Consider the following 25,079-nt stretch of genomic DNA (forward strand, 5'->3'; position numbering starts at 1 on the left):
GCATCGACACGCGATGCAGCGGCCCCTAACCGCCATGCGATCCGGCATCCGCGTTCGTCGCAACGACGACGCATGCTCCGCACCGCGTTCGGGCAACGATCACTCCCGTCACCACGAATTCACGCGACATCGAGACGACTCGCGTCGCCTCGATGCTTACTTCTTTTTCTTCGGCGCAAGCACCATGACCATCTGGCGCCCTTCCATCTTCGGCATCTGCTCGACCTGACCGTACTCGTCGAGGTCGGTGCGCAGACGTTCGAGCACGCGCATGCCGATTTCCTGGTGGGCCATTTCGCGGCCGCGGAAACGCAACGTGATTTTCGTCTTGTCACCTTCGTCAAGGAAGCGCACGAGATTGCGCAGCTTGACGTTGTAGTCGCCGTCGTCGGTACCCGGCCGGAATTTGACTTCCTTAACCTGGATCACCTTCTGTTTGAGCTTGGCTTCGTGTGCCTTCTTCGACTCGGAATACTTGAACTTGCCGTAATCCATGAGCCGGCACACCGGCGGCACCGCCTGCGGCGCAATTTCGACGAGATCGACATCGGCTTGCTCAGACAGGCGGAACGCCTCGGCCAGCTTCACGATACCCAGCGGCTCACCGTCGACTCCGACCAGACGCACTTCCAGCGCCGTGATTTCGCCATTGATGCGATGAGAAGACTTATCAGCAGTAGCGATGTTACGTTTCCTCTAAAAATCTAAAAATTTTAGCCGCGCTGACCGATGGCTCTATTTGAACAAGCGCAGATCATCGCGCAGACGTTCAACGAAGGCGTCGACAGGCATCGTGCCAAGATCGACACCGCCACGGGCACGCACGGCTACCGTATGGGCCTCACGCTCCTTGTCGCCGACAACCAGCAGATACGGGACTTTATCCAGCGTGTGCTCGCGTATTTTATAGCTAATCTTTTCATTTCGCAAATCGCTCACCACCCTAAGCCCTTGTTTTTTCAAAGTTTGCGCAATCTCTTCCGCATACTCCGACTGGCTTTCCGCGATATTGCAGACAACGGCCTGCGTCGGCGCAAGCCACGCGGGCATGGCGCCGGCGAAATTTTCGATCAAAATCCCGATGAAACGCTCCATCGATCCGACGATCGCGCGGTGGAGCATCACGGGACGGCGCCGGCTGTTGTCCTCGGCGACGTACTCGGCGTCAAGCCGTTCGGGCAGCACGAAATCGAGCTGCAGCGTACCGCACTGCCACGATCGGCCGAGCGCATCCTTGATGTGGTATTCGATCTTCGGACCGTAGAACGCACCCTCGCCCGGTAATTCTTCCCACTCGACGCCCGATGCGCGCAAGGCATTGCGCAGCCCCTCTTCGGCGCGATCCCACGTCTCGGGCGAACCGGCGTACGACTCGGGACGCAACGAGAGCTTGATGTCGATGTGCTTGAACCCGAAGTCCTGATAGACGCTCATCGCAAGCGTATGGAACGCGATCGATTCCGCGACGATCTGGTCTTCCGTGCAGAAGATATGCGCGTCGTCCTGCACGAAGCCGCGCACGCGCATCAGACCATGCAGCGCACCCGACGCCTCGTTGCGATGGCACGAGCCGAATTCGGCGAACCGCAGCGGCAGATCCCGATACGAACGCAGACCGTGATTGAACACCTGGATATGGCCAGGGCAATTCATCGGCTTGAGCGCGTAATCGCGCTTTTCCGACTCCGTCGTGAACATGCCTTCGCGGTAGTGCTGCCAATGCCCCGAGCGCTCCCACAGCGAACGATCCATGATCATCGGCGTACGGATCTCCTGATAACCGGCCGCATCGAGACGGCGGCGCAGGTATTGCTCGATCTGCTGCCAGAGCGTCCAGCCCTTCGCGTGCCAGAACACGAGGCCCGGCGCCTCGTCCTGAAGATGGAACAAGTCGAGCTGCTTGCCGAGCTTGCGATGATCGCGCTTCTCGGCTTCTTCGAGCATCGTCAGATAGGCTTCCTGATCTTCCTTGCGCGCCCACGCCGTGCCGTAGATCCGCTGCAGTTGCTCATTCTTCGCATCGCCGCGCCAGTACGCACCCGCGACCTTCATGAGCTTGAACACCTTGAGCTTGCCCGTGCTCGGCACGTGCGGGCCGCGGCACAAGTCCGTGAACGTGCCGTGCGAGTAGAGCTTGATCTCGTCGGTCGCGGGAATCGATTCGATGATCTCGGCCTTGTACTTCTCGCCGATCCCCTTGAAGTACGCGACGGCTTCGTCGCGCGAGACGACCTTGCGCGTCACGGGCTCGTCCTTCTTCGCGATCTCCTGCATCCGCTTCTCGATCTTCTCGAGATCTTCGGGCGTAAACGGACGACTGTAGGCGATGTCGTAGTAGAAGCCGTTTTCGATGACCGGCCCGATCGTGACTTGCGCTTCGGGGAACAGATCCTTGACCGCATAAGCGAGCAAGTGCGCCGTCGAGTGGCGGATGATTTCGAGCCCGTCGGCGTCCTTGTCGGTCACGATCGACAGCGCGACGTCGTGATCGATCGTCGTCGACGTATCGACGAGCTGGCCATCGATCTTGCCGGCCAGCGCCGCTTTCGCGAGGCCGGCGCCAATCGACGCAGCCACTTCGGCCACCGTCACCGGGTGATCGAAAGGCCGCACCGAACCGTCAGGCAAACGCACCGAAATCATTCATTTCTCCGTGCCGCATCGCGGCGATGATCAAAATCCAAACGATAAGAACCATCTGTGAAACTGGCAGCCGCCGCACTGCCGAACATCAAAACCGCGAGATAAAAAAAATGCGGCCTCGAGAGTCGAGGCCGCATTTCTTGTCTTACCGCTCGCGCCACAGATGCGATCAGCGTAACAGGTCCTCGACTAGCGTCGCTCCCGAGTTGTACCGGTGAACGTTCGCGGTGTCATAACCGTTTTTGCCTTTTTCGCGTCTGACGCTATATGTTCGAGTGCTGCGCTGGAATGCTGCCGCAGGACGTTTTCCACTTCCCACAACGTTCAACCCACATCTGCACTGCCGGTCTGCCGTATTCACGCTTACACACGAATACTTCACACCGATGTCGTTGGTAGGCTCGATTGGATTCGAACCAACGACCCCCACCATGTCAAGGTGGTGCTCTAACCAACTGAGCTACGAGCCTGAAGAAGCAGCGATTATAAGGAGCTTTTGTTTGCTTGGGAAGCCCTGGCTCGAAAATTTTTGATTTCCTGCTTCGGCGTTCCTCGCACGAATCCTGCACCGCGCGCCCTGCAAACTACGATTCCCTGCACTGCATCGCTCGACACCGCCGATATCAACGCTGCGCTGTTGTTCGGTTGTTTTGTCGAGGCACGGATTCTAATGGCAATCGATCCGCCGCGACAAGCCTTCATGCGAATTATTTTTTGTCGCGGCGCGCCTGCACGATAAAGCCCGCACGGCCCACGCATCGCGCACCTACTTGCGCGATGCGCGCATCACGCCCGGAATCTCGCCGAGCAAGGTGGTCGCACGCTGCAGTTGCGCGGCGCTCGACACTTCGACCGTGAATTGCATGAACGCCGCGTTGCGTTGCGAACTCGTCTTCACGCCGATGACGTTCGTCTTCTCGCGCGCGAACACTTCCGAAATATCGCGGAGCAAGCCCTGCCGATCGGTCGCCTCGATCACAAGATCGACCGGATAGACCGAATGGCCCTTGCCGCGCATGACATCGTCGGACCATGCCGTGTGCAGCACACGCTCGGGCGAGCGTTGCGCGAGCCGCGCGAAGCTCGCGCATTCGACGCGATGAATCGACACGCCCTTGCCGCGCGTCACGAAGCCGATGATCGGGTCGGGTGGCGCGGGCCGGCAGCAGCGCGCGAGCTGCGTCATCAACGCGCCGACGCCGACCACGAGCACACCGCTCGACGCGCCTTGCGCGACGCTCGACTGGCTGCTGCGTTTCGTCGTGATCTCGGGCTCGGCCTCCGGCGCCGGCGCGACGCCATGGTCGCGCACGGCCTGCTCGACCGCGCGCAGGCTGAACTCTTCCTTGCCGACGACGTTGAACAGATCGTCGGGCGTTTTGAAACCGAGCTTGGTCGCGAGCTCCTCGAGATTGACCGCGGTCTTGCCCTCGCGCTGCAACGTCTTTTCGACCAGCGCGCGGCCGGCCGCGATGTGCTCGCCGGTATCGATCGCATTGAACCAGACCCGGACCTTCTGGCGCGCCCGCGCGCTTTGCAGATAGCCGAGCTGCGGATTGAGCCAGTCGCGCGACGGACCGCCCTGCTTGATCGCGACGATCTCGACCGTCTGCCCGTTTTCCAGCGGCGTGTTCAGCGGCACCATCGCGCCGTTCACGCGCGCGCCCCGGCAGCGATGGCCGAGTTCAGTGTGCAGGTGATAGGCGAAGTCGAGCGGCGTCGCGCCGTGCGGCAACGCGACGACGCGCGCCTCGGGCGTGAGCACATAGATATGGTCGTCGAGCGTCGCATGCTTGAGCCGGTCCCACGCGCCGCCCACGGGCGCGTCGCCGACATCGGCGCCCGCGGCGCCGTCCGTCACGTCGTCCTTCCATGCAAGCAGTTGCCGCAGCCACGCGATGCGCTCGTCGTACTTGTCGGCCGCGGTGACCGTTCCGCCATAGCCCTTCGTGCCGGCTTCCTTGTAACGCCAATGCGCGGCCACGCCGTATTCGGCGAAGCGATGCATCTCATGCGTGCGGATCTGGACCTCGAACGCCTGGCCGTCCTCGGCGATCACGACCGTATGCAGCGACTTGTACCCGTTCGGCTTGGGCCGCGAAATGTAGTCGTCGAACTCCTTCGGCACGGGTTGCCAGATGTGATGCACGAGACCGAGCACCGCATAGCAATCCTTGACGCTGTCGACGATCACGCGGAACGCGCGCACGTCATAGAGTTCGGAAAACGCGAGGTCCTTGCCCCGCATCTTCTTCCAGATGCTGTAGATATGTTTGGGCCGCCCCGACACATCGGCCTTGATGCCCGCGCTTGCAAGCTCGTTCGACAACCGCTCGATCGCGTTCTCGACGAACGCCTCGCGCACGATGCGCTTCGAGTCGAGCAGCTTCGCGATTTCCTTGTACGTGACCGGCTCGAGAAAGCGGAACGCGAGATCCTCGAGTTCCCACTTGAGCTGCCAGATGCCGAGCCGGTTCGCGAGCGGCGCATAGATATCGAGCGTTTCCTGCGCGATATCGGGCGCCGGCTCGGTCTTCGTCGCGGCGTGATAGCGCAGGGTCTGCAACCGCGAGGCGAGCCGGATCAGCACGACGCGGATGTCCTGCGCAAACGCGAGCAGCATCTTGCGCAGCGCCTCGACCTGCTCGCGGCGCTGCGCAGCCGCGCGCGCATCCTTCGCGCCGTCGCGCATGCCGTCGGCCGGCACATCCTTCAAGCTCTCGCGCGCACCGTCCTTGCCCGCATGACGGCCGACTCGGCCGCCGACGCGCAAACGCAGCAGCTTGCGCACATCGGCCACGAGACCCGCGACCTCGTCGCCGAAGCGGGCCGCGAGCACGGTGTCCGCGTTATCGAGCAACTCGCCGAACGGAAACAGCAGCGCGGCGACATGCGTCGGCGGGTCGACGTTCAGCGTATCGACGATCCGCGCGGTGCCGATCGCGTGATCCGCGACCGGCTCACCCGAATGCATGGTCAGTCCGACTGCATGCTCGTGGAGGAAGGCCAGCGCATCCTCTAGCAAGTTCACCTCTCCGTTACTCGCAACGCGTGACGCGTGCGCATCCCGCGCGCACGCTTGCCACCCTTGAGCGGCTTAGTCCTTCTGCGCCGCGACGATCACGAACTCGACCTTGCACTTCGGATTCGCGAGCTTGGCCTCGACCGTCGCGCGCGGCGGCGTCGCGCCCTGCACGACCCACGATTCCCAGACGCTGTTCATGCCCGCGAAGTCCTGCATGTCGGCCAGGTAGATCTGCGTCGAAACGATCAGCGTCTTGTCGCTGTTGGCTTCCGCGAGCAACGCGTCGACCGATGCGAGGACTTCCTTGGTTTGGCCCACGATGTCGAGATCGGTGCTTTCGGCGATCTGTCCCGCGAGGTAGACGGTGCCATTGTGAATCGCGATCTCGGAAAGACGCGGACCGACGTGGAAGCGCTGAATTGCCATGTTGAATTCCGTGAAAACGTAGAAAAGAGACGTTGTGCCAACGTCGTTCGCCGCGACCCAAGAGGCCGTCTCCGGTCCCGTGGATCGATATTGTGGCCTGTCGCGCGGACAAGACCGACCGGCCGAACCGCATGGGCGGATCGGCCGGCAAGGGCGATATTATGACTCGGCGCGCTAGCGGCCGATAAAGAATGCGCGCGCGATCTCGATTTGCGCGGGGTCGACGAACGTCGGCGCGTGGCCGACACCCGGGATTTCGACGACCGATGCATGACGCGCCCGCGCGACGATTTCGTTCGCGGTATCGCTCGAAAGCAGGTCCGACTGGGCGCCGCGCACGACGAGCAAGGGGCCGTCGAACGTCTCGATCGAACGCCAGAGCATCGCTTCGCCGAACTCGGCCTGCTCGGGCGTGATGGCCTTGAACGGATCGGCGATGCGTGGATCGTAGCGCAGCGTCCAGCCGCCGTCCTGCTCGCGCAGCAACGGCAACGACAGCGCGCGCCACTGCTCGGGCGTATGCGGCCCGAACGACTGCGAGATCTGCCACAGGTAGTCGATGGCCTGCTGCTCGGTGTCGAAGCGCACCGGCCGGCCCAGATAGTCGCCGATGCGCTGGATCGCCTCGACGCCGAGCCTCGGACCGACGTCGTTGATCAGCATGCGCGCGATCGGCGTATCGGGCAGGCCCGCGAGCGTCATGCCGATCAGACCGCCCATCGACGTACCGAACCAGTCGACGCGCTCGACGTTGAGCCGCGCGATCAGCGTGACCATATCGGACACGTATTGCGGCACCGCGTAGTACCGCGAATCGGCCAGACGCCCCGAGCGGCCTCGCCCGACGATGTCGGGACACACGACGCGATAGTCGCGCGAGAGCGCCTGCGCGAGGACGTCGAAGTCGCGCCCGCTGCGCGTCAGGCCATGCACGCACAGCAGCACGTTCGGATTGCCGGGATCGCCCCATTCCGTATAAGCGGTCCGGTGCAAGCCCGCCGGGCTCGCACACTGAACGCTGCGTTCACGCGGCTGAAGCGTCTCGCCGGCGGCGCTCATGAAACGAGCGCACTCACGTCGAGCGGCGCGCCCGTCTTCGCGACGATCTCGTCGACGCTCACGCCCGGCGCGAGTTCGACGAGCTTGAGGCCGTCGTCGGTCACTTCGATGACGCCGAGGTCCGTGATGATCACATCGACGACGCCGACGCCCGTGAGCGGTAGATTGCATTCGGCGAGGATCTTGTGCTGATCGCCCTTCGCGACATGCTCCATGAGCACGACGACGCGCTTGACGCCCGCGACGAGGTCCATCGCGCCGCCCATGCCCTTGATCATCTTGCCCGGAATCATCCAGTTCGCGAGATCGCCCTTCGCGCTGACCTGCATCGCGCCGAGAATCGCAAGATTGATATGGCCGCCGCGAATCATCGCGAACGAATCGGCCGACGAGAAGATCGACGAGCCGGGCAGCGTCGTGACGGTCTGCTTGCCCGCGTTGATGAGGTCCGCATCGACTTCGTCGTCGTACGGCGACGGCCCGATGCCGAGCAATCCGTTTTCGGACTGGAGCCAGACTTCCATGCCCGCGGGCACGTGGTTCGCGACGAGCGTCGGCAAGCCGATGCCGAGATTCACGTAAAAACCGTCCTGCAGTTCACGCGCCGCGCGCGCCGCCATCTGATTACGATCCCAGGCCATCTCAGACTCCTTCTCTTGCGCGAACGATACGCTGCTCGATCCGCTTTTCGGGTTGGGCATTGAGCACGAGCCGCTGCACGAAAATGCCCGGCGTATGGATTTCGTCGGGATCGAGCGCACCCGTCTCGACGATCTCTTCGACCTCGGCCACGGTGACCTTGCCGGCCATCGCGCACAGCGGGTTGAAGTTGCGCGCCGTGCGCCGGAAGATCAGATTGCCGGCCTTGTCGGCCTTCCAGGCCTTCACGAGGGCCACGTCCGCGGTCAGCGAGCGTTCCATGACGAAATGCTCGCCGTCGAATTCGCGCGTTTCCTTGCCGTCGGCGACGATCGTGCCGTAGCCCGTACGCGTGAAAAACGCGGGAATGCCCGAACCGCCCGCGCGCAGCTTTTCGGCGAGCGTGCCCTGCGGCGTGAATTCGAGTTCGAGTTCGCCGGCGAGATACTGGCGCTCGAATTCCTTGTTCTCGCCGACGTACGACGAGATCATCTTCTTGATCTGACGCGTCTCGAGCAGCAAGCCGAGGCCGAAGCCGTCGACGCCCGCGTTGTTCGAGATGCATGTGATGCCCTTGACGCCGCTGTCGCGCAACGCGGCGATCAGCGCCTCCGGAATGCCACACAGGCCGAAGCCGCCAACGGCGAACACCTGCCCGTCCTCGACGACTCCCTCCAGCGCCTTGGCGGCGCTCGGATATACCTTGTTCATGTCTGTCCCTGGTTGTGCTTTTGAACGGGGCCGGGCCGACGCGGCATGACGTGACGTGACGCTGCGTCGGCCCGGATTCCACCGGGCGTCAGATTACGCCGCTCGCAGAGTACGGCACAATACGCAAAAATACATACCAGCCGGCGCGCCGCCCTCGGCATGCCTGGGCGTGCCTCGGGGCGTCTGAGTGCGCGCCGTCCGTCGCCTGATGCGCAGCGACGGCGCCCGCCGGCTTCGCGCGCGTTCGAATCCATGCCGGACCTAGACTACCAAACCGCTTTCCAGCTCGCGCCGATCGGGCTCGTGCTTTCGCGCGACCGTATCATCGTCGATTGCAATGAACGCGTGATGTCGATGTTCGGCATGCGACGCGAGAGCCTGATCGGCGAATCGTTCAAGATCATGTATCCGTCGCCCGACGAATTCGAACGCATCGGCCAGCGGATCGCGACCGTCATGAAGGAAAGCGAGGTCTACTCGGACGAGCGCATCATGCGGCGCGCGAACGGCGAGCTGTTCTGGTGCCATGTGACGGGACGCGCGCTCGATCGCGCCCATCCGCACGCGAGCGGCGTCTGGACGTTCGAGGATTTGAGCCGTACGCGCCGCGTCGCGGTGCAGCTCACGCCGCGCGAACGCGAGATCGCGGCGCAACTGCTCACGGGCCAGACGAGCAAGCAAATCGGCCGCACGCTGTCGATCAGTCCGCGCACGGTCGACGTCTACCGCGCGCGGCTCATGAAGAAATATGGCACCGGAAACGCGACCGAACTGCTCCAGCGCCTGATGGGACATTGATATCGTCGGGCGGATCGTGCCGACGATATCGGCGGCACGGGCGGCACCGCTACGCGCGCCGATCGCGCGGGTCGCGTCGCTCGGTAAGATGCCGCGAGTCGCCGCATGCCATACGGGCCATCCGACAACCGTAAAGAACCGCGACGCTCGACGATTACGACGCGCCGAGACCGTCGTCGGCCGCGATGATCGCGCCGTTGATGAACTGCGAATCGTCCGAGGCCAGCAGCAACAGCAGACCGTCGAGATCTTCGGGCTGACCGACGCGCTGGCGCGGCAGCATCGACACGAGCCGCTTGCCCTGCTCGGTGCCCCAATGATGATGATTGATCTCGGTGTCGATATAGCCGGGACAAATCGCGTTGACGTTGATCCCGTAGCGCCCCCATTCGAGCGCCATCGACTTCGTCATATGGACGACCGCCGCCTTGCTCATCGAGTAGATGCCGATCTGCGACAACACGCGCAAGCCAGCGACCGAGGCGACGTTGATGATCCGATAGCCGGGTTTGGCATCGGCGTTGCCGTTGCCGCGCATGACCATGCGCTTGGCCACTTCCTGCGCGACGAAGAAGGCGCCGCGCGTATTCGTATCGAAGACGTATTGATAATCGTCGGGCGTCACGTCGAGCAGCTTCTGCGTCGTCGATACGCCCGAGTTGTTCACGAGAATGTCGATCGTGCCGGCCTCCGTCTCCGCATGCGCGACCGCGGCGCGAATGCTCGCGTAGTCGGTCACGTCGAGCGCGACCATATGCGCGGCGCCGCCCTTGGCCTCGATCTCGGCACGCAACTCCTTCAGACGCTCCGTGCGGCGGCTCGCGAGCACGACCTTCGCGCCCGCGTCGGACAGCACATGCGCAAAGCGCTTGCCGAGCCCGCTCGACGCGCCCGTCACGAGCGCCACCTTGCCTTCGAGATTGATCGAGCGACCCATGCATCCTCCGTGATGTTTTGTGTTGCGCGCATCTTGCCCGAGAACCGCCGGCGCCGCGCGACGCCTTGCGCACGATCGATCGTTGCGCAGCACGCAACGCGCGACGGATCATGATTCCCGAAAAAATAGAACGATCGTGCTAAAGACGGTATGATCGGTTGCGATACCCCATCGCTTTCCCGGACAATACCGGCCGAGACGATTATTCTAAACGGCAGAGGAGCCCATGACCCCCACCAGCCTCGTAGAGCAGTACGGACCGCGCGAATCGATGGAGTATGACGTCGTGATTGTCGGGGGGGGCCCCGCCGGTCTTTCAGCCGCGATCCGCCTCAAGCAGCTCGCGGCTGAAAAGGGCAAGGAGATCAGCGTCGTCGTGCTCGAAAAGGGCTCGGAGATCGGCGCCCACATTCTGTCGGGCGCGGTCATGGACCCGCGCGCGATCTCGGAGCTGATTCCCGACTGGAAGGCGCAAGGCGCGCCGCTCGACGTCGAAGTGACCGAAGACCGCTTCCTGTTCCTCACGCAGGACAGTGCGCGCAAGCTGCCGAGCTGGGCCCTGCCGGCCAGCCTGCAGAACCACGGCAACTATGTGATCAGCCTCGCGAACGTCGTGCGGTGGCTCGGCCAGCAGGCCGAGGCGCTCGGCGTGGAGATCTTCCCGGGCTTTCCCGCGGCCGAAGTGCTCTACAACGACGACGGCTCGGTCAAGGGCGTCGTCACGGGCAATATGGGCCTGGGCCGCGACGGCGAGCCGACCGACCACTTCCAGCTCGGCATGGAGCTCCACGCGAAATACACGCTGTTCTGCGAAGGCGCGCGCGGCCATCTCGGCCGGCAGCTCGGCGAGCGTTTCAAGCTCGCGAAAGACGCGGACCCGCAGGTCTACGGGATCGGCATCAAGGAACTCTGGGAAATCGATCCGGCCAAGCACAAGCCGGGGCTCGTGGTCCATACGGCCGGCTGGCCGCTCGAAAACGATACATACGGCGGCTCGTTCCTGTACCACCTCGACAACAACCAGGTCATGGTCGGCTTCGTCGTCGGCCTCGCTTATCAGAACCCCTATCTGTCGCCGTTCGAGGAATTCCAGCGCTACAAGACGCACCCGGCGATCCGGACCTTTCTCGAAGGCGGCAAGCGCGTGTCGTACGGCGCGCGCGCGATCACGGCCGGCGGCCTCGTGTCGCTGCCGAAACTCGTGTTCCCGGGCGGCGCGATCGTCGGCGACGATGCGGGCTTCCTGAACGTCTCGCGCATCAAGGGCAGCCATGCGGCGATCAAGACCGGCATGCTCGCGGCCGAAGCCGCGTTCGACGCCGTGCAGGCGAATCGCCAGCACGACGAACTGTCGGCCTACCCGGCCGCGTTCAAGACCTCGTGGCTGCACGACGAACTCCATCGCGCGCGCAATTTCAAGCAGTGGGCGAGCAAGGGCCTCTGGCTCGGCACACTGATGAACGGCATCGAACAGAAGCTGCTCGGCGGCAATGTGCCTTGGACGCTCCATCACCAGCACGCGGACCACGAATGCCTGAAGCCTGCGTCGCAATTTAAGCCGATCGTCTATCCGAAGCCCGACAACAAGCTCACGTTCGACCGGCTCAGTTCGGTGTTCATCTCGAACACGAACCACGAGGAAAATCAGCCCGTGCACCTGACGCTCAAGGATGCGGGCGTGCCCGTCAATCTGAACCTCGCGACGTATGCGGGCCCCGAGCAGCGGTACTGCCCGGCCGGCGTCTATGAGTTCGTCGGACAGGAAGAGGGCCAGCCGCGCTTGCAGATCAACGCGCAGAACTGCGTGCACTGCAAGACCTGCGACATCAAGGACCCGACGCAGAACATCGTCTGGGTCACGCCCGAAGGCGGCGGCGGACCGAACTACCCGAATATGTAAGGAGCGCCGTTTCGAATCGATCGCGGCGTGGCGCCGTGCATCGATTCGAGCGACGCGAGCGGTCGCGGGCTTTTTTACTTGTGCTCGGACACCTGCGCATCGGCCTCGGCCGACGCGGAGATCACGGGCGTGCCGACATGCACGTCGCCGTTTTGCGCGCGGTGGCGCAGCGCATGATCGATCAGCACGAGCGCGAGCAGCGATTCGGCGATCGGCGTCGCGCGGATGCCCACGCACGGATCGTGACGGCCGAAGGTCTCGACCGTCGCGGCCTCGCCTGCCTTGTCGATCGAACGACGCGGCGTACGGATGCTCGACGTCGGCTTGATCGCGATCGACACCGTGATGTCCTGCCCCGTCGAAATGCCGCCGAGCACGCCGCCCGCGTGATTGCCGACGAAACCGTTCGGCGTGAGTTCATCGCCATGGATGGAGCCGCGCTGCGCGATGCTGCCGAACCCCGCGCCGATCTCGACGCCCTTGACCGCGTTGAGGCCCATCATCGCGTGCGCGATATCGGCGTCGAGCCGGTCGAACAGCGGCTCGCCGAGCCCGACGGGCACGCCGCTCGCGACGACGTTGATCCGCGCGCCGATCGAATCGCCGTCCTTGCGCAGCGCATCCATATAGTCTTCGAGCTTCGGCACGATCTCGCGATTCGGCGCGAAGAACGGGTTCTCCGCGACATGCGCGGCATCGACGAACGGAATATCGATCTCGCCGAGCGCGGCCATATAGCCCTGGATCCGCACGCCGAACTTCTGCGCGAGCCACTTCTTCGCGACCGCTCCCGCCGCCACGACAGGCGCCGTCAGACGGGCCGACGACCGGCCGCCGCCGCGAAAATCGCGCACGCCGTATTTGTGCCAATACGTGTAATCGGCATGTCCGGGACGAAACGTCTGCGCGATATTGCCGTAGTCCTTGCTGCGTTGATCCGTGTTCCGGATCAGCAGCGCGATCGGCGTGCCGGTCGTGACGCCTTCGAACACGCCCGACAGGATCTCGACCTGATCGGGCTCCTGACGCTGCGTCACATGACGCGACGTACCGGGCCGACGACGATCGAGCTCGTGCTGGATATCGGCTTCGGCAAGCGGCATCCCCGGAGGGCAGCCGTCGATCACACAGCCGATTGCGGGTCCGTGGGATTCGCCGAACGTCGTGACTGCGAAGAGCGTACCGAGGGTATTGCCGGACATGCGGGAAGCCTTGTCGAAAAATGGGATGCGAAAGACGAATTATAAACGGCCAGGCGCGCACGCCGTCGGGCGCCGCGCGTGGCCGTTATCGACCGCGGTGCGGTCCCCGAGCTTGGCCTCTGCGCCTTGGCCTATGAGCATGGGCCTTGAGCCTTGGACGCCGAGCGTCAGACCCTGAGCGCGGCCCTGAGCCTTGGACGCCGAGCATCGGACGCTGAGCGTGGGCCCCAATTCTTGACCGCCGAGCATCGAACCTTGAGCGTGGCCCCCGCCGAGCGTCAACCCCAACGCCTTGGACACTGCGCCTCAGATACCCGATGACATGGGTGCGCGCGCCCGCCGACACACGGCGTTCGTCCATCGAGCGCCACGACTCAGCAGGCGCCACCGTGCCGATTCAACCGGCGGCGGCGTTCGGCGCCGGTTGCGCCGCGTCTTCTTCGGGCCAGTCGCGGATATACGCCTTGAGCATCCGGTTTTCGAAGCCCTGCTCCTCGACGACCGCCTTGGCCACGTCGTAGAACGAAATCACGCCCATCAGCACGTTCTTTTCAAGCACGGGCAAATAGCGCGCATGACGTTCGAGCATCATCCGGCGGACTTCATTGACGTCGGTTTCGGGCGTGCAGATCAAGGGATGGTCGTCCATGACCTTGCGGATCAGCGTCGTGCCGAGCGCGCCGCCGTTCTCACGCAACGTCAGGATGATTTCGCGAAACGTCAGCATGCCGACGAGTTCGCCGAATTCCATGACGACGAGCGAGCCGATGTCGTGATTCGCCATCGTCGCGGCCGCTTCGGCCAGCGGCGTGTCGGGCGTCACGGAAAAGAGCGTGTTGCCCTTCAGTTTGAGAATGTCGCTGACTTTCATCGTCGTCTCCGCATGTTTCGCCGATCCCGAAGCCTGTCGGCTCGGGCCGGAAGGTCTTGAATATGTGTTCGATCCTAGCGGAAAGGGGTCTAAAAAGAAAGAAACGCGACCGCGCGAAACGCCCTGCCCACGGCCTTCACGCGCCCGCGGCACGTTCTCGGGACGCGCACAGCCCATGCGAAATCGAATGCTGCGCCGCAATATTCCGAACCGGCGCAGCCGATCGGACCGCGCACCGCACGCGGCCTCGCCGCGATCGATCCGCACTGGCCGAACCCTGCTCGCCCGCGCTCGAAGGTTTCTTCAACCCGGCTTGTCAGGCTCGGACCCCGGGCACACAATGCGCTAGGGAGACCCTCGTCACGACGCCTCTTGCACGCAGGCTTGCGAGAAGACGCGAGGACGGATCGGACAATTCGAACAACAACCGGAACGATGCGCCGGACTTCGGCAGGAGCGCACCATGCAACCGACCGTGCATAGCGAACATTTCGCGAATTTCAAAGAGTTTTACCCGTACTACCTGAGCGAGCACCGCAATGCCGCATGCCGCCGGCTTCACTTCGTCGGCTCGCTCGGCGTACTCGGTTTCATCGGCCTCGCGTTCGCCGCAAGCGAATGGCGCTGGCTCATCGCCGCGATCGTCTGCGGGTATGCATTCGCCTGGGTCGGGCATTTCTTCTTCGAACACAACCGGCCCGCGACTTTCCGGCATCCGCTCTACAGCCTGATCGGCGACTGGGTCATGTTCAAGGACATCTGCACCGGCCGGATCTCGCTCTAGCCCCTCGGTCGGAGCGCGGGCGGCGACCGCGCGGCGGCGTTCGAGTCAGTGCCGCTCGCGTCGCGCGACCCGGGGATCTCGCGATGCGGTTTCCGTTCTATCGCGGTGCGGTTCCTGCTCCAGCGCGACGCGACTCCCGTTCTATCCGGCCTTACGCGGTGCCGAGCACGGGATGTTCGGCGGCCTCGCCCGTCACGCCCTTGCGGGCGCCGAGCACCTCGGCCAGCGTCACTTCGAGGCGGCGCGCATCGATGGCCGCCAGCAGCGCCTCGGCATCGAACGGCGAGTTCGCGAGCGAGGCTTGATATTCGAGTTCCGCGCGGTCCAGCACGACGGCCTGGAACACCGCGCGCAATTCGATCGCGTGCGGATTCGCGATCAGCACCCATCGTTCATCGTGCATTTGCGGATCGAGCCGCGCGATCCAGCCATGCGCCTCAAGTACGTCGAGCAGCCGCGTCGTCGTTTCGAGACCGCGCCGCGCCGCGCGCGCGAGTTCAAGCACGCGATAGCCCGGATGGCCCTGCTCACGCGCTTGATTCAGCAAGGCGAGCAGGTTCAGCGCATCGAGCAGATCGCTGCCCGGAAAGTGCAGGCGATGGTACTGCCCCGTGCGGATCGCCGGCAGCGCCGACGCGATCATCGCGCCGGCCAGCGCGATGAACCAGCTTAGATAGACCCAGAGCAGGAAGATCGGAATCGCCGCGAATGCGCCATAGACGATCGTGTAGTTCGGCATATGCCGGATATAGAGACCGAACACGCGCTTGGCCGTTTCGAACGCGATCGCCGCGACGATGCCGCCGACCGCCGCGTCGCGCCAGAGCACCTTGCAGTTCGGCATATAGACATAGGTGATCGTGAACGCGACCGCCGTCAACGGCATGGCCGCGCCCGTCAGCGCCCAGTCGAACGCGTCGGATACGCCATGGCTGCCCGAAAACTGCATCGAGCGGCTGACCAGATACGACGACACCGACAGACTCACGCCGAACAGCACGGGGCCGAGCGTGATGATCGACCAGTACACGAGAATGCGTTGCGCGAGCGGCCGCGACTTCGGCACGCGCCAGATCAGATTGAACGCGGCCTCGATCGTCATCATCGTCATGACGCCCGTCACGCAAAGCAGACAGAGGCCGACGGTCGTCAGGCTCTTGGCCTTCGAGGCGAACTGATCGAGATACCGGAAGATCTGGCTGTTGACCTGCGGCGGCATCAGGTGGTCGGCGAGAAAGCTCTGCAGCGAACTCTGGAACTGCGCGAACAGCGGAAACGCGGTGAACAGCGCGAACGCGACGGTCGCGAGCGGCACGAGCGCGAGCACCGTCGTGAACGTCAGGCTGCCGGCGACCTGTTGAATGCGCGCCTCCCGGCTGCGTCGTGCGATGAAGACGGCAAGCCGTCGGAGCGATGTCGAATTCATAGGAGGGATGCGGCGCACAGCGGGCTGCTAAGTGGCCCCTATAATACCTGTCCCACTGCCCAATCCCTCATGATCGACATCCTCGTTCTGTATTACAGCCGCTACGGCGCGACGCGCGAGCTGGCCCTCGCGATTGCACGCGGCATCGACAGCGTTCCCGGCGCCCAATCGCGGATTCGCACGGTCCCGGCAGTATCCACCGTCTGCGAAGCGACGCACCCCGAGATCCCGGCCGACGGCCCGCCCTACGTGGAACTGCGCGATCTGTCCGAATGCGAAGGGCTCGCGCTCGGCTCGCCGACGCGCTTCGGCAATATGGCCGCCGCGCTCAAGTACTTCCTCGACGGCACCTCGACCGACTGGCTCGCGGGGACGCTGAACGGCAAGCCCGCCTGCGTGTTCACGTCGACGGGCAGCCTGCATGGCGGACAGGAATCGACCCTGCTCTCGATGATGTTGCCGCTGCTGCATCACGGCATGCTGATGGTCGGCATTCCCTATACCGAACCGCTGCTGACGACGACGCAATCGGGCGGCTCGCCCTATGGCGCGACCCACTTCGCGCGCGCGGGCGGACACGCCGACGCGCCGCTCGCCGACGACGAAAAGACCCTCGCGATCGCGCTCGGCGCGCGGCTCGCGCGCACCGCGATCGCCTTGAAGGCCGCACGATGACCCCGCGCAAGAACGCACCCACATCCCCCGCATCGATGCCGTCGCCCGCGATCGGCGCGAACACGCAGACCTACCGGACCGCGCGCATGGCCCTCGTCGCGCTGATCGTGCTCTGCTTCGCGTGGGAAGCGTGGCTCGCGCCGTTGCGCCCGGGCGGCTCGCTGCTCGTGCTCAAGATCGTGCCGCTGCTGCTGCCGCTGCACGGCGTGCTCAAGCGCAACGTCTACACGCTTCAATGGTCGACCATGCTGATCCTCGCGTACTTCACCGAGGGCGTCGTGCGCGGCATGACCGACCCCGCGCCGATCGCCCCGCTCGCCTGGAGCGAAACGGCATTGTCGACCCTCTACTTCGTCTGCACGGTCCTGTATCTCGTGCCGTTCAAGCGCGCCGCGAAGCAACGCGCGAAAGACCTTGCCGAGGACAGTGCGAACGTCCGCACGCATGACCACCCGTGACGACTCGTCACCGCACCCATGACCGCACGACTGACCGCGCAAACCACCGCGCGGATCAGTCGGCGCCCTGACTGTCCCGGAGCCGTTCGATGAATCCGACCGACCTTTCCACGCACGACGCATTTCTCGATGCCTGCATCGCCGCGATCGGCGACGCGCACGTGTTGCGCACGCCCGCCGATATGGCCGGCTACCTGACCGACTGGCGCAAGCGATACACGGGTCAGGCGCGCGCGGTCTTGCGCCCCGGCACGACCGAAGAAGTCGCGGCGATCGTGCGCATCGCCGGCGCCCACGATGTCGCGCTTGTGCCCCAAGGCGGCAATACCGGGCTGTCGGGCGGCGCGACGCCTGACGTCAGCGGCACCCAGGCCGTGCTGTCGCTCGCGCGGCTGCGCGCGGTCCGCGCGATCGACCCCGCGAACAACACGATCACGGTCGAAGCCGGCTGCGTGCTGGCCGACGTGCAACGCGCGGCGCGAGAGGGCAATCGTCTGTTTCCGCTGAGTCTCGCGGCCGAAGGCAGTTGCACGATCGGCGGCAATCTCGCGACGAACGCGGGCGGCACGGCAGTGCTCTGCTACGGCACGACCCGCGAGCTGTGTCTGGGCCTCGAGGTCGTCACGCCCTCGGGCGAGATCTGGAACGGTCTGCGCGGCCTGCGCAAGGACAATACGGGCTACGATCTGCGCGACCTGTTCATCGGCGCGGAGGGTACGCTCGGCATCATCACGGCCGCCGTCATGAAACTCTATCCGCTGCCCGCCGCGCAGATGACGGCGCTCGCCGCGGTCGAATCGCCGCACGCCGCGCTCAAGCTGCTCGACATCGCCCAGCGCGCGGCCGGGCCGCTGCTGACCGGCTTCGAACTCATGTCCGATTTCTGCCTCGAACTCGTCGGCCGGCATTTCCCCGAGCAGCGCTATCCGTTCTCGCAACGGTATCCGCAGGTCGTGCTGCTCGAACTGTCGGATAACGAAAGCGAGCAACATGCGCGCGATCTGTTCGAAGGGCTGATGCAAACCGCGTTCGACGAAGGCGTCGCGCACGACGCGGTCGTCGCGCAGAACCTGACCGAGTCGCGCGCGTTCTGGAATCTGCGCGAGCACATCCCGCTCGCGCAGGCCGAAGAAGGCCTGAACATCAAGCACGACATCGCCGTGCCGATCTCGCGCATCGGACACTTTATCGACGAGACCGGCGCGCTGATCGCACAGGCCGCGCCGGGCGCGCGCATGGTCGTGTTCGGCCACCTCGGCGACGGCAATCTCCACTACAACGTGCAGACGCCCGAAGGCGGCGACCCGCGCGCGTTCCTCAAGACCTACCAGAGCGCGCTGAACCGCATCGTCTATGACAACGTCATCGCGCATCAGGGCACGATCAGCGCCGAGCACGGCATCGGCCAACTCAAGGTCGGCGACAACGCGCGCGTGAAATCGCCCGTCGAGCTCTCGCTGATGCGCGCGCTCAAGCACGCGCTCGATCCGCACGGCCGGATGAACCCGGGCAAAGTCATCGATCTGGGCTAAGGCATGCGTCGGCCGAGCGCGGGCTCTGGGCTCTGTGCTCTGTGCTCTGTGCTCTGTGCTCTGTGCTCTGTGCTCTGTGCTCCGGGCTCCGGGCTCCGGGCGCTGGCCAATGCCGCCGGGCGCCGAGCCGAGCGCCGAGCCGACCGCCAAGCGACCGCCCGGCGCCGCACAACCGTCACGCTCCGTCACGCTCCGTCACGATCTGCCACGTTCCGCCACGATCTGCCGCCGCGCGGCTGCGGCCCCCGCCTCCCCGGCCACGGGGTAAGCGAGCGTAGGGTCGCCGCGCTTTCGCCGGTCACGCGGTTGCGCTAGGCTTGCGAACAACGTGAGGTCTCGTCGTGAGGTGAACGATGTGTGGTCGCATCGCGCAATATCGGGACGCGCGCGCCTACGCGCATGCGCTGACGTTGACGAGCCCGGTCTATCTGTTCGATCCGGCGGACCGCCGGCCCGGGTTCAATCTCGCGCCGGGCGCGCATCCGCTCGCGGTGCTGCCCGATCAGAGCATCCGGGCGATCCGCTGGGGCTATCGGCCCGCCTGGGCGGCCGAACAGCATCTTCCGCAAGCCATTCATGCGCGCTCGGACAGCGCCGCCTCGTCGGGCTATTTCCGCGACATGTGGCGCAGCGGACGCATCATCATTCCGCTCGACGGCTGGTACGAATGGCGCAACGAAGGCGGCCGATCGCAGCCCTACTTCGTCCACCCGCGCGAGGACGGCCCCGTGCTCGTCGCGGGACTCTCGAACGTCGCGAATCCGCTCGATCATCTGCGCGGCGACGGCCTCGTGCTCGTAACGATCGCGAACGCGGGCGGCCTCGTCGACGCGCACAGCCAGCGTCCGCTCGTGCTCGGCGCGCACGACGCCCAACGCTGGCTCGATGCGTCGCTCGACGCGCCCGATGTGGCCGATCTCGCGCGACCCGCGCGCGGCGACGCGGACGGCCTCGTTTGGCATCGCGTGAGTCCGAACGTCAATCGCGCAACCTCCGACGAAGCGACGTTGATCGAAACGATCGACTGAGGTCGCGGGCACGGTATCCCACGCGGCGCGGTCGGCAAGTTTCTTGGAGCCGGCCCGACGCGATCAGCCCATGCCGGCGCACACCGATCGAACGTCAACGTGCCGGCTCGCGTTGCCGGCCGATATGAAACCATAACCGGCACAGATCGCATCGATGGCGGGGAACTCGCGACGGCAGCACGTGCCGCGATCTTGGCGTCTTGGCGTCTTGGCGTCTTGGCGTCTTGGCGTCTCGACACCCGAATTCAAACGCCTCGGGGTTCCCGAACGCGCGCCTCGAACACGCGATCGCCCCGCGGCGCGCATGGTAGCGCTACCATAGCGAGATTCGTGAATCGGACGGATCTCACGGCGGTTTTCGTACCCGACACGGCGCGGCCGGGCTTCCCTTCGAACGCATGCAAGGCGATACTCGCGCGATGAAAAAAAATCTGACCGGCGATGCCAAGCCGGCCGAATGGCCGGTCAACCCGAACACATCGAAAGCCGCCAAGCGTACGGCGGCCCAGCCTGACACCACGAACGCCGTGCCGTCCGGCACCGTTTCGCGCGTGATCCGACGCAGCAAAGAGCAGGCGCCGCGCCATGCGGCAAGCGCCGCCGTCGCCCCCGTACCGGGGAGCGCGCTCGCGGACGCCGAAACCGGCGCCGCGACACGACGCAAACCGCACCGCCGCCGGCCGACCGGCCGCGTGACGATCGCCGACGTGGCCAAACATGCGAACGTGAGCCCGATGACTGTCTCGCGCGCGCTCAAGAACCCCGCTCAGGTCCTGCCCGAAGCCCGCGCGCGCGTCGAGGCGGCGGTCGTCGCGCTCGGCTACGTGCCGAGCCACGCCGCGCGCACGCTCGCGTCGGCACGCTCACGCGTGGTCGGCGTACTCGTCCCGTCGCTCACCAACGCCGTGTTCGTCGAGACGCTCGCGGGCATCCAGGACTGTCTCGGCGCCGCCGGCTATCAATTCCTGATCGGCAACACGAGCTATTCGTCGGCCAAACAGACCGAATTGCTGTCGATGTACCTCACGCATGCGCCCGACGGGTTTCTGGTGACGGGGATCGACGAATCCGACGCGATCCGCGAACGGCTCGCGGCCGCGCGCGTGCCCGTCGTCCATATGTACGACCTGAGCCGCGATCCGTCCGAATGGACGGTCGGCTTCTCCCAACAGAATGCAGGCTACGCGATCACGCAATACCTGCTCGAACGCGGCTACCGCCGGCCCGGTTTTATCGCGGCGCAGCTCGACCCGCGCACCATGCGCCGCCGCACGGGCTTTCGCCGCGCGCTGCGCGACGCGGGCCTCGATCCCGATCTCGAAGTGCTGACGCCCGAGCCGTCGAGCGTCGGACTCGGCACGCGGCTGCTCGTCGAGATGCTCGAACGCGCGCCCGATTGCGACGCGATTTTCTGCAACAACGACGACCTCGCGCTCGGCGCCCTCTTCGAATGCCAGCGGCTCGGGATCCGTGTGCCCGATCAGCTTGCCATCGCGGGATTCAACGACCTGCCGTCCTCGGCGTGGTCGACGCCTTCGATCACGACCGTCACGACGCCGCGCTATCAGATCGGCTTTCAGGCCGCGCAGATGTTGCTGCAAATCCTCGAAGGCAAGACGCCGAAGAAGAACCGGATCGATCTCGGGTTCACGCTGACGCCGCGGCAAAGCGCTTGAACGCGGCGCGCGCATCTTGCCCCGCTGCGGCATCACGCGACGCGCAGGGATACACGCGTCTGCACGCGAACGCACGCAGACGTGCGCGCTACCCAGCGGATCGCACGCGGGTCAGAAACGATTGTGGGGGGAGTGTGCCGGACGCGGCCTGATTCGGTGTCTCGCCGCACGGGCGGCGGCATGCGCACAGGCGCGGCGGCATGCCACGCCTGTGTGACGCGATCGGCTATCGAGCGAGGTCGGGCCGGACCCGCAGGATCGCGGCTTCCTCGTCCTCGACGAGTTTGGTTTTCTCTTCCGTCGGCAAATCGACGATCATGCGGCCATCCGGCAAGCGCCCAAACTTGCGGAAGAGGCTTTTGAACGCCTCCTGAGACAACATCCACTCGCGCAGCAGGCGATCGCGCTCCTCGAGCAAGTTGTCGCGGCGTTTGACCTCCAGTCGCAGATGCGCAATCTCATTCGCGAGATTCTGTTCGAGCACATCGTCGTTCTCGAGCGGCAATATAGGCCGCGAGCCGATCCGATTCTCGATATCTGCGCCCGGTTGCTGGCCGTATACGAACATACCCATCGTGCGGTCCTCCAATTCGATGCACCATTTCCTTCCAAAATCACCAGTCCGCGTAGACTAACTCGTCCTAATTAATTTAGAAAGCGCGCTTCGATGAAATTTAATGACGAACCTTCTACTTTCTTTCAACCCTTCTATTTGAAAGCGCACTCTTAAGCGTCATCTGAAGACATCGGGCGTCTCGACCGACCGCTTGAAACACGCGGAAAAATCCACCGACGCGCCGCCCCGGTGTTCCGCAAACGTTCACGAAAACGATTTCATCGGCACGATTAACTTAATATCCTTATCGAAATAAATGGTATGCAATCAGGCATACCGAAATGACCCCTCCGCGTTATTTCATTTAAATAAAACGGTAACAATAAACCCTGTCAGCGAAAAACCCTAAAGATCGGAAGGATGTTGAAACCCAATAAAAGTACGCACGTTCGTTCAGCGTGACCGGTTTTGGCCCAGACATCCCGGTATATTTTGCCGACCTCAACGGCGGACTTTGAGGACGAATCGAAACGAACCACGGCTTCGACGCTTCTCAGATCGCCTCGACATGCCTACACTTCGCACTGGTATACAAGTTACGACCTTCGGCTGACGCACGCACCGCGCGGCCGTCGGCGACCGCGCGCGGATGTCCCGTGCGCGGGCCATTCGATATCGAGGAGAACAGCGTGCAGAAGCGTCCTTTTGGTCAAACAGGCTGGCAGGTGTCGGAAATCGGATTCGGCGCGTGGGCGATCGGCGGAAGCTGGGGCGACGTGTCGGACCGCGACGCCGAAGCCGCGCTGAACGCGGCGCTCGATGAGGGCATGACCTTCATCGACACGGCGGACGTCTATGGCGACGGCCGCTCCGAGCGGCTCATCGCGCGCGTGCTCAAATCACGCGGCCGCGACGGCATCGTCGTCGCGACGAAGGCCGGCCGCAAGATCAACCCGCACGTGTCGGCCGGCTATACGCCGGCGGCGATCGAGGGCTACATCGACGCCTCGCTGCGCAATCTCGAAGTCGACGCGCTCGACCTCGTCCAGCTCCACTGCCCGCCCGTCGAGGTCTACTACCGGCCCGAGATCTTCGAAGCGCTCGACAAGATGGTGGCCAAGGGCAAGCTCAAGGCGTACGGCGTGTCGGTCGAGAAGATCGAGGAAGCGCTCAAGGCGCTCGAATACCCGATCACGAGCGTGCAAATCATCTTCAATATGTTTCGCCAGCGTCCGATCGAGCGCTTCTTCGCGCGCGCGCACGAGCAGCAGGTCGCGATCATCGCGCGCGTGCCGCTCGCCAGCGGCCTGCTGACCGGCAAGCTGTCGGCGCAAAGCACGTTCGCGGCCGACGACCACCGGCAGTTCAATCGCCACGGCGAAGCGTTCGACGTCGGCGAGACGTTCTCGGGCGTGCCCTACGAAATCGGTCTGAAGGCCGTCGAGGAACTACGTGCGGTCGCGGGCAGCGTGCCGCTCGCCCAGTTCGCCTTGCGCTGGATCCTGATGTTCGACGCCGTCACGGTCGCGATTCCGGGTGCGAAGAATCGCGAGCAGGCGGCCGGCAATGCGGCGGCCGCGGGACTGCCCGCGCTGTCGGATGCGCAGATGAACGCGATCCGCGATATCTATACGCGCCTGGTCAAGCCGCACGTTCACCAGCGCTGGTAATTCGATTGCCGGCCGGTCGCTCGATTGCGTGCCGGCTGAGTACCGCTCGATACCGCTCGATGGCGGACCGCGATCGAGCGGCCTGCCTGGCCTGTCTTGGCGGCGCTCGACGCATCGCCACGGCCGGCCCATCTCGGCACGCGCCGAAACGTCTCGCCACGTATCCGAGCAAGCGGTCCGGCTCGTACACCCGGACGCTGGGACGCCCGCGACGGGGCCGCCGCGACCGCTGCCTCAGCGATCGCCCTCGCGCGCGGCGGCGCCGTCGGTGAACCCCTCCGACGCGTAGTCGCCGCCCTGCAGCAACGCATCGAGCGGGTTCGCGGGCGGCGACGCGTTCGCGAGGATCGCCGCCGCGTAGTCTTCCGCGTTGTCGAGCGCGCGATACCCGAGCCGCGACGTGCTGTTGTCCCACCACGCACGCGTATTCGCCGAGATGCCGAATGCGATGTCGAAGCCGAGCGCCCGCACATCGATACCGGCGTCGATAAAGCCGCAGAGGTCGCGCGGCGACAGCCATGTGCTCAGATGCCGCTCCGACACGGGCAGCGGCACGCTCGATCCGATCCGCAGACACAGCGACTCGACGCCGTGCTTCTCCCAGTACATGCGCGCGAGCGCCTCGCCCCAGACCTTGCTGACCCCGTAATAGCCGTCCGGATTGACCGGCGCATGCGTATCGATCCGCGTCCCCGAGTGATACATCCCGACGACGTGGTTACTGCTCGCGAACAGGATCCGGCGCACGCCCTGCATGCGCGCGGTCTCGTAAAGCTGGCCGACGCCCTCGACGTTCGGCCCGAGAATCGCGTCGAGATCGTGATTCCACGGATTGCCCGCGAGATGAACGACCACGCGCACGCCCTTGAGCACGCGTTCGAGAAACGCCGGATCGAGCAGATCGCCGATCACGATCGTCTCGTTCGGCGCGGCGTCGCCGAGCGGCCGGATATCGCAAAGCGTGACCGCGCGTCCCGACGCGCGCCAATGCGCGCGCAGAACGGTGCCGACGCGTCCGCCGGCGCCCGTGACAAGAATGTCGTTCATCGAAGATTCCGAGTAG

Annotated in this window: 23 protein-coding genes and 1 tRNA gene; 10 read left to right on the plus strand and 14 right to left on the minus strand. The window is 64.6% G+C overall.

Going from position 1 to position 25,079, the window contains the following annotated elements; all coding sequences use genetic code 11:
• Positions 1–156 precede the first annotated feature (156 nt).
• The 3 genes from infC to D7S86_RS26550 form a co-directional block, all read right to left on the minus strand.
• On the minus strand, positions 157–684 hold the full coding sequence (gene infC / locus D7S86_RS26540) for a translation initiation factor IF-3 (protein WP_121091079.1): 528 nt from the start codon (positions 682–684) through the stop codon (positions 157–159).
• Between the two features lie 51 nt (positions 685–735).
• Positions 736–2,643 (minus strand): threonine--tRNA ligase, encoded by a 1,908-nt coding sequence (thrS, locus tag D7S86_RS26545; protein WP_121091080.1) that lies wholly within the window; start codon positions 2,641–2,643, stop codon positions 736–738.
• Positions 2,644–3,036: 393 nt separating this feature from the next.
• Positions 3,037–3,113: transfer RNA gene (locus D7S86_RS26550), tRNA-Val, on the minus strand.
• 26 nt (positions 3,114–3,139) lie between these two features.
• Between D7S86_RS26550 and D7S86_RS29315 the strand changes: the two genes are divergently transcribed.
• Complete coding sequence (locus tag D7S86_RS29315) at positions 3,140–3,382, plus strand: hypothetical protein (protein WP_147432486.1); 243 nt, start codon at positions 3,140–3,142, stop codon at positions 3,380–3,382.
• A gap of 27 nt (positions 3,383–3,409) precedes the next feature.
• On the opposite strand, the gene D7S86_RS26555 is transcribed toward D7S86_RS29315, so the two are convergent.
• The 5 genes from D7S86_RS26555 to D7S86_RS26575 form a co-directional block, all read right to left on the minus strand.
• Positions 3,410–5,617: a RelA/SpoT family protein gene (locus D7S86_RS26555; RefSeq protein WP_121091083.1), complete on the minus strand. Its 2,208-nt coding sequence runs from the start codon at positions 5,615–5,617 to the stop codon at positions 3,410–3,412.
• A gap of 123 nt (positions 5,618–5,740) precedes the next feature.
• Positions 5,741–6,094, minus strand: a complete 354-nt coding sequence (locus tag D7S86_RS26560) for a RidA family protein (protein ID WP_121091084.1) — start codon at positions 6,092–6,094, stop codon at positions 5,741–5,743.
• A gap of 174 nt (positions 6,095–6,268) precedes the next feature.
• A complete protein-coding gene (locus D7S86_RS26565) occupies positions 6,269–7,153 on the minus strand; it encodes an alpha/beta fold hydrolase (protein WP_121091086.1) in 885 nt (294 codons plus the stop codon).
• Positions 7,150–7,794 carry a CoA transferase subunit B gene (locus D7S86_RS30365; RefSeq protein WP_121091088.1) on the minus strand — a complete coding sequence of 215 codons (645 nt, stop codon included), beginning with the start codon at positions 7,792–7,794 and terminating at the stop codon, positions 7,150–7,152. Before D7S86_RS30365 ends, D7S86_RS26565 begins: the two co-directional genes overlap by 4 nt.
• 1 nt (position 7,795) lies before the next feature.
• Positions 7,796–8,503 carry a CoA transferase subunit A gene (locus D7S86_RS26575; protein WP_121091089.1) on the minus strand — a complete coding sequence of 236 codons (708 nt, stop codon included), beginning with the start codon at positions 8,501–8,503 and terminating at the stop codon, positions 7,796–7,798.
• Positions 8,504–8,755: 252 nt separating this feature from the next.
• Between D7S86_RS26575 and D7S86_RS26580 the strand changes: the two genes are divergently transcribed.
• Positions 8,756–9,301, plus strand: coding sequence for a PAS and helix-turn-helix domain-containing protein (locus tag D7S86_RS26580; protein ID WP_121091091.1), 546 nt, complete (start codon positions 8,756–8,758; stop codon positions 9,299–9,301).
• A gap of 154 nt (positions 9,302–9,455) precedes the next feature.
• On the opposite strand, the gene D7S86_RS26585 is transcribed toward D7S86_RS26580, so the two are convergent.
• A complete protein-coding gene (locus D7S86_RS26585) occupies positions 9,456–10,238 on the minus strand; it encodes an SDR family oxidoreductase (RefSeq protein ID WP_121091093.1) in 783 nt (260 codons plus the stop codon).
• A 226-nt stretch (positions 10,239–10,464) separates the two neighbouring features.
• On the opposite strand from D7S86_RS26585, the gene D7S86_RS26590 reads away from it, so the two are divergent.
• The gene (locus D7S86_RS26590) at positions 10,465–12,138 is read left to right on the plus strand and encodes an electron transfer flavoprotein-ubiquinone oxidoreductase (RefSeq protein WP_121091095.1); all 1,674 of its coding nucleotides are present in this window, start codon (positions 10,465–10,467) and stop codon (positions 12,136–12,138) included.
• Positions 12,139–12,212: 74 nt separating this feature from the next.
• Here the strand turns inward: D7S86_RS26590 and aroC are convergent, their stop codons facing one another.
• Together aroC and D7S86_RS26605 are read right to left on the minus strand one after the other, a co-directional pair.
• Positions 12,213–13,340, minus strand: coding sequence for a chorismate synthase (gene aroC / locus D7S86_RS26595; protein ID WP_121091097.1), 1,128 nt, complete (start codon positions 13,338–13,340; stop codon positions 12,213–12,215).
• 397 nt (positions 13,341–13,737) lie between these two features.
• Positions 13,738–14,211 (minus strand): CBS domain-containing protein, encoded by a 474-nt coding sequence (locus D7S86_RS26605; protein WP_121091101.1) that lies wholly within the window; start codon positions 14,209–14,211, stop codon positions 13,738–13,740.
• Positions 14,212–14,674: 463 nt separating this feature from the next.
• On the opposite strand from D7S86_RS26605, the gene D7S86_RS26610 reads away from it, so the two are divergent.
• The gene (locus D7S86_RS26610) at positions 14,675–14,995 is read left to right on the plus strand and encodes an Mpo1-like protein (protein WP_121091102.1); all 321 of its coding nucleotides are present in this window, start codon (positions 14,675–14,677) and stop codon (positions 14,993–14,995) included.
• 151 nt (positions 14,996–15,146) lie between these two features.
• On the opposite strand, the gene D7S86_RS26615 is transcribed toward D7S86_RS26610, so the two are convergent.
• Positions 15,147–16,421: a YihY family inner membrane protein gene (locus D7S86_RS26615; RefSeq protein ID WP_121091104.1), complete on the minus strand. Its 1,275-nt coding sequence runs from the start codon at positions 16,419–16,421 to the stop codon at positions 15,147–15,149.
• 69 nt (positions 16,422–16,490) lie between these two features.
• On the opposite strand from D7S86_RS26615, the gene wrbA reads away from it, so the two are divergent.
• The 5 genes from wrbA (at position 16,491) to gntR (ending at position 21,790) form a co-directional block, all read left to right on the plus strand.
• Positions 16,491–17,096, plus strand: coding sequence for an NAD(P)H:quinone oxidoreductase (wrbA, locus tag D7S86_RS26620; RefSeq protein ID WP_121091106.1), 606 nt, complete (start codon positions 16,491–16,493; stop codon positions 17,094–17,096).
• Positions 17,093–17,554 carry a DUF2069 domain-containing protein gene (locus D7S86_RS26625; RefSeq protein ID WP_121091108.1) on the plus strand — a complete coding sequence of 154 codons (462 nt, stop codon included), beginning with the start codon at positions 17,093–17,095 and terminating at the stop codon, positions 17,552–17,554. Before wrbA ends, D7S86_RS26625 begins: the two co-directional genes overlap by 4 nt.
• An 89-nt stretch (positions 17,555–17,643) precedes the next feature.
• Positions 17,644–19,086, plus strand: a complete 1,443-nt coding sequence (locus tag D7S86_RS26630) for an FAD-binding oxidoreductase (RefSeq protein WP_121091110.1) — start codon at positions 17,644–17,646, stop codon at positions 19,084–19,086.
• 353 nt (positions 19,087–19,439) lie between these two features.
• Positions 19,440–20,114: an SOS response-associated peptidase gene (locus D7S86_RS26635; protein WP_121091112.1), complete on the plus strand. Its 675-nt coding sequence runs from the start codon at positions 19,440–19,442 to the stop codon at positions 20,112–20,114.
• A gap of 419 nt (positions 20,115–20,533) precedes the next feature.
• Positions 20,534–21,790, plus strand: a complete 1,257-nt coding sequence (gene gntR, locus D7S86_RS26640) for an HTH-type transcriptional regulator GntR (RefSeq protein WP_121091194.1) — start codon at positions 20,534–20,536, stop codon at positions 21,788–21,790.
• A gap of 226 nt (positions 21,791–22,016) precedes the next feature.
• Here gntR and D7S86_RS26645 read toward each other — a convergent pair whose 3' ends face one another.
• The gene (locus tag D7S86_RS26645; RefSeq protein ID WP_147432487.1) at positions 22,017–22,379 is read right to left on the minus strand and encodes a hypothetical protein; all 363 of its coding nucleotides are present in this window, start codon (positions 22,377–22,379) and stop codon (positions 22,017–22,019) included.
• A gap of 656 nt (positions 22,380–23,035) precedes the next feature.
• Here D7S86_RS26645 and D7S86_RS26650 point away from each other — a divergent pair.
• Positions 23,036–24,016, plus strand: a complete 981-nt coding sequence (locus tag D7S86_RS26650; protein ID WP_121091116.1) for an aldo/keto reductase — start codon at positions 23,036–23,038, stop codon at positions 24,014–24,016.
• Between the two features lie 234 nt (positions 24,017–24,250).
• On the opposite strand, the gene D7S86_RS26655 is transcribed toward D7S86_RS26650, so the two are convergent.
• Positions 24,251–25,063, minus strand: a complete 813-nt coding sequence (locus D7S86_RS26655) for an NAD-dependent epimerase/dehydratase family protein (RefSeq protein WP_121091196.1) — start codon at positions 25,061–25,063, stop codon at positions 24,251–24,253.
• Positions 25,064–25,079 lie beyond the last annotated feature (16 nt).

Origin of the sequence: Pararobbsia silviterrae (assembly GCF_003628125.1) — a bacterium.
Lineage (GTDB): Bacteria > Pseudomonadota > Gammaproteobacteria > Burkholderiales > Burkholderiaceae > Pararobbsia > Pararobbsia silviterrae.

Coding starts and splice junctions, on each gene's coding strand:
- thrS (WP_121091080.1), bottom strand. CDS start 2,643: ATGATTTCGGTGCGTTTGCCTGACGGTTCGGTGCGGCCTTTCGATCAC.
- D7S86_RS26555 (WP_121091083.1), bottom strand. CDS start 5,617: ATGCATTCGGGTGAGCCGGTCGCGGATCACGCGATCGGCACCGCGCGG.
- D7S86_RS26560 (WP_121091084.1), bottom strand. CDS start 6,094: ATGGCAATTCAGCGCTTCCACGTCGGTCCGCGTCTTTCCGAGATCGCG.
- D7S86_RS26565 (WP_121091086.1), bottom strand. CDS start 7,153: ATGAGCGCCGCCGGCGAGACGCTTCAGCCGCGTGAACGCAGCGTTCAG.
- D7S86_RS30365 (WP_121091088.1), bottom strand. CDS start 7,794: ATGGCCTGGGATCGTAATCAGATGGCGGCGCGCGCGGCGCGTGAACTG.
- D7S86_RS26575 (WP_121091089.1), bottom strand. CDS start 8,503: ATGAACAAGGTATATCCGAGCGCCGCCAAGGCGCTGGAGGGAGTCGTC.
- D7S86_RS26580 (WP_121091091.1), top strand. CDS start 8,756: ATGCCGGACCTAGACTACCAAACCGCTTTCCAGCTCGCGCCGATCGGG.
- D7S86_RS26585 (WP_121091093.1), bottom strand. CDS start 10,238: ATGGGTCGCTCGATCAATCTCGAAGGCAAGGTGGCGCTCGTGACGGGC.
- D7S86_RS26590 (WP_121091095.1), top strand. CDS start 10,465: ATGACCCCCACCAGCCTCGTAGAGCAGTACGGACCGCGCGAATCGATG.
- aroC (WP_121091097.1), bottom strand. CDS start 13,340: ATGTCCGGCAATACCCTCGGTACGCTCTTCGCAGTCACGACGTTCGGC.
- D7S86_RS26605 (WP_121091101.1), bottom strand. CDS start 14,211: ATGAAAGTCAGCGACATTCTCAAACTGAAGGGCAACACGCTCTTTTCC.
- D7S86_RS26610 (WP_121091102.1), top strand. CDS start 14,675: ATGCAACCGACCGTGCATAGCGAACATTTCGCGAATTTCAAAGAGTTT.
- D7S86_RS26615 (WP_121091104.1), bottom strand. CDS start 16,421: ATGAATTCGACATCGCTCCGACGGCTTGCCGTCTTCATCGCACGACGC.
- wrbA (WP_121091106.1), top strand. CDS start 16,491: ATGATCGACATCCTCGTTCTGTATTACAGCCGCTACGGCGCGACGCGC.
- D7S86_RS26625 (WP_121091108.1), top strand. CDS start 17,093: ATGACCCCGCGCAAGAACGCACCCACATCCCCCGCATCGATGCCGTCG.
- D7S86_RS26630 (WP_121091110.1), top strand. CDS start 17,644: ATGAATCCGACCGACCTTTCCACGCACGACGCATTTCTCGATGCCTGC.
- D7S86_RS26635 (WP_121091112.1), top strand. CDS start 19,440: ATGTGTGGTCGCATCGCGCAATATCGGGACGCGCGCGCCTACGCGCAT.
- gntR (WP_121091194.1), top strand. CDS start 20,534: ATGAAAAAAAATCTGACCGGCGATGCCAAGCCGGCCGAATGGCCGGTC.
- D7S86_RS26655 (WP_121091196.1), bottom strand. CDS start 25,063: ATGAACGACATTCTTGTCACGGGCGCCGGCGGACGCGTCGGCACCGTT.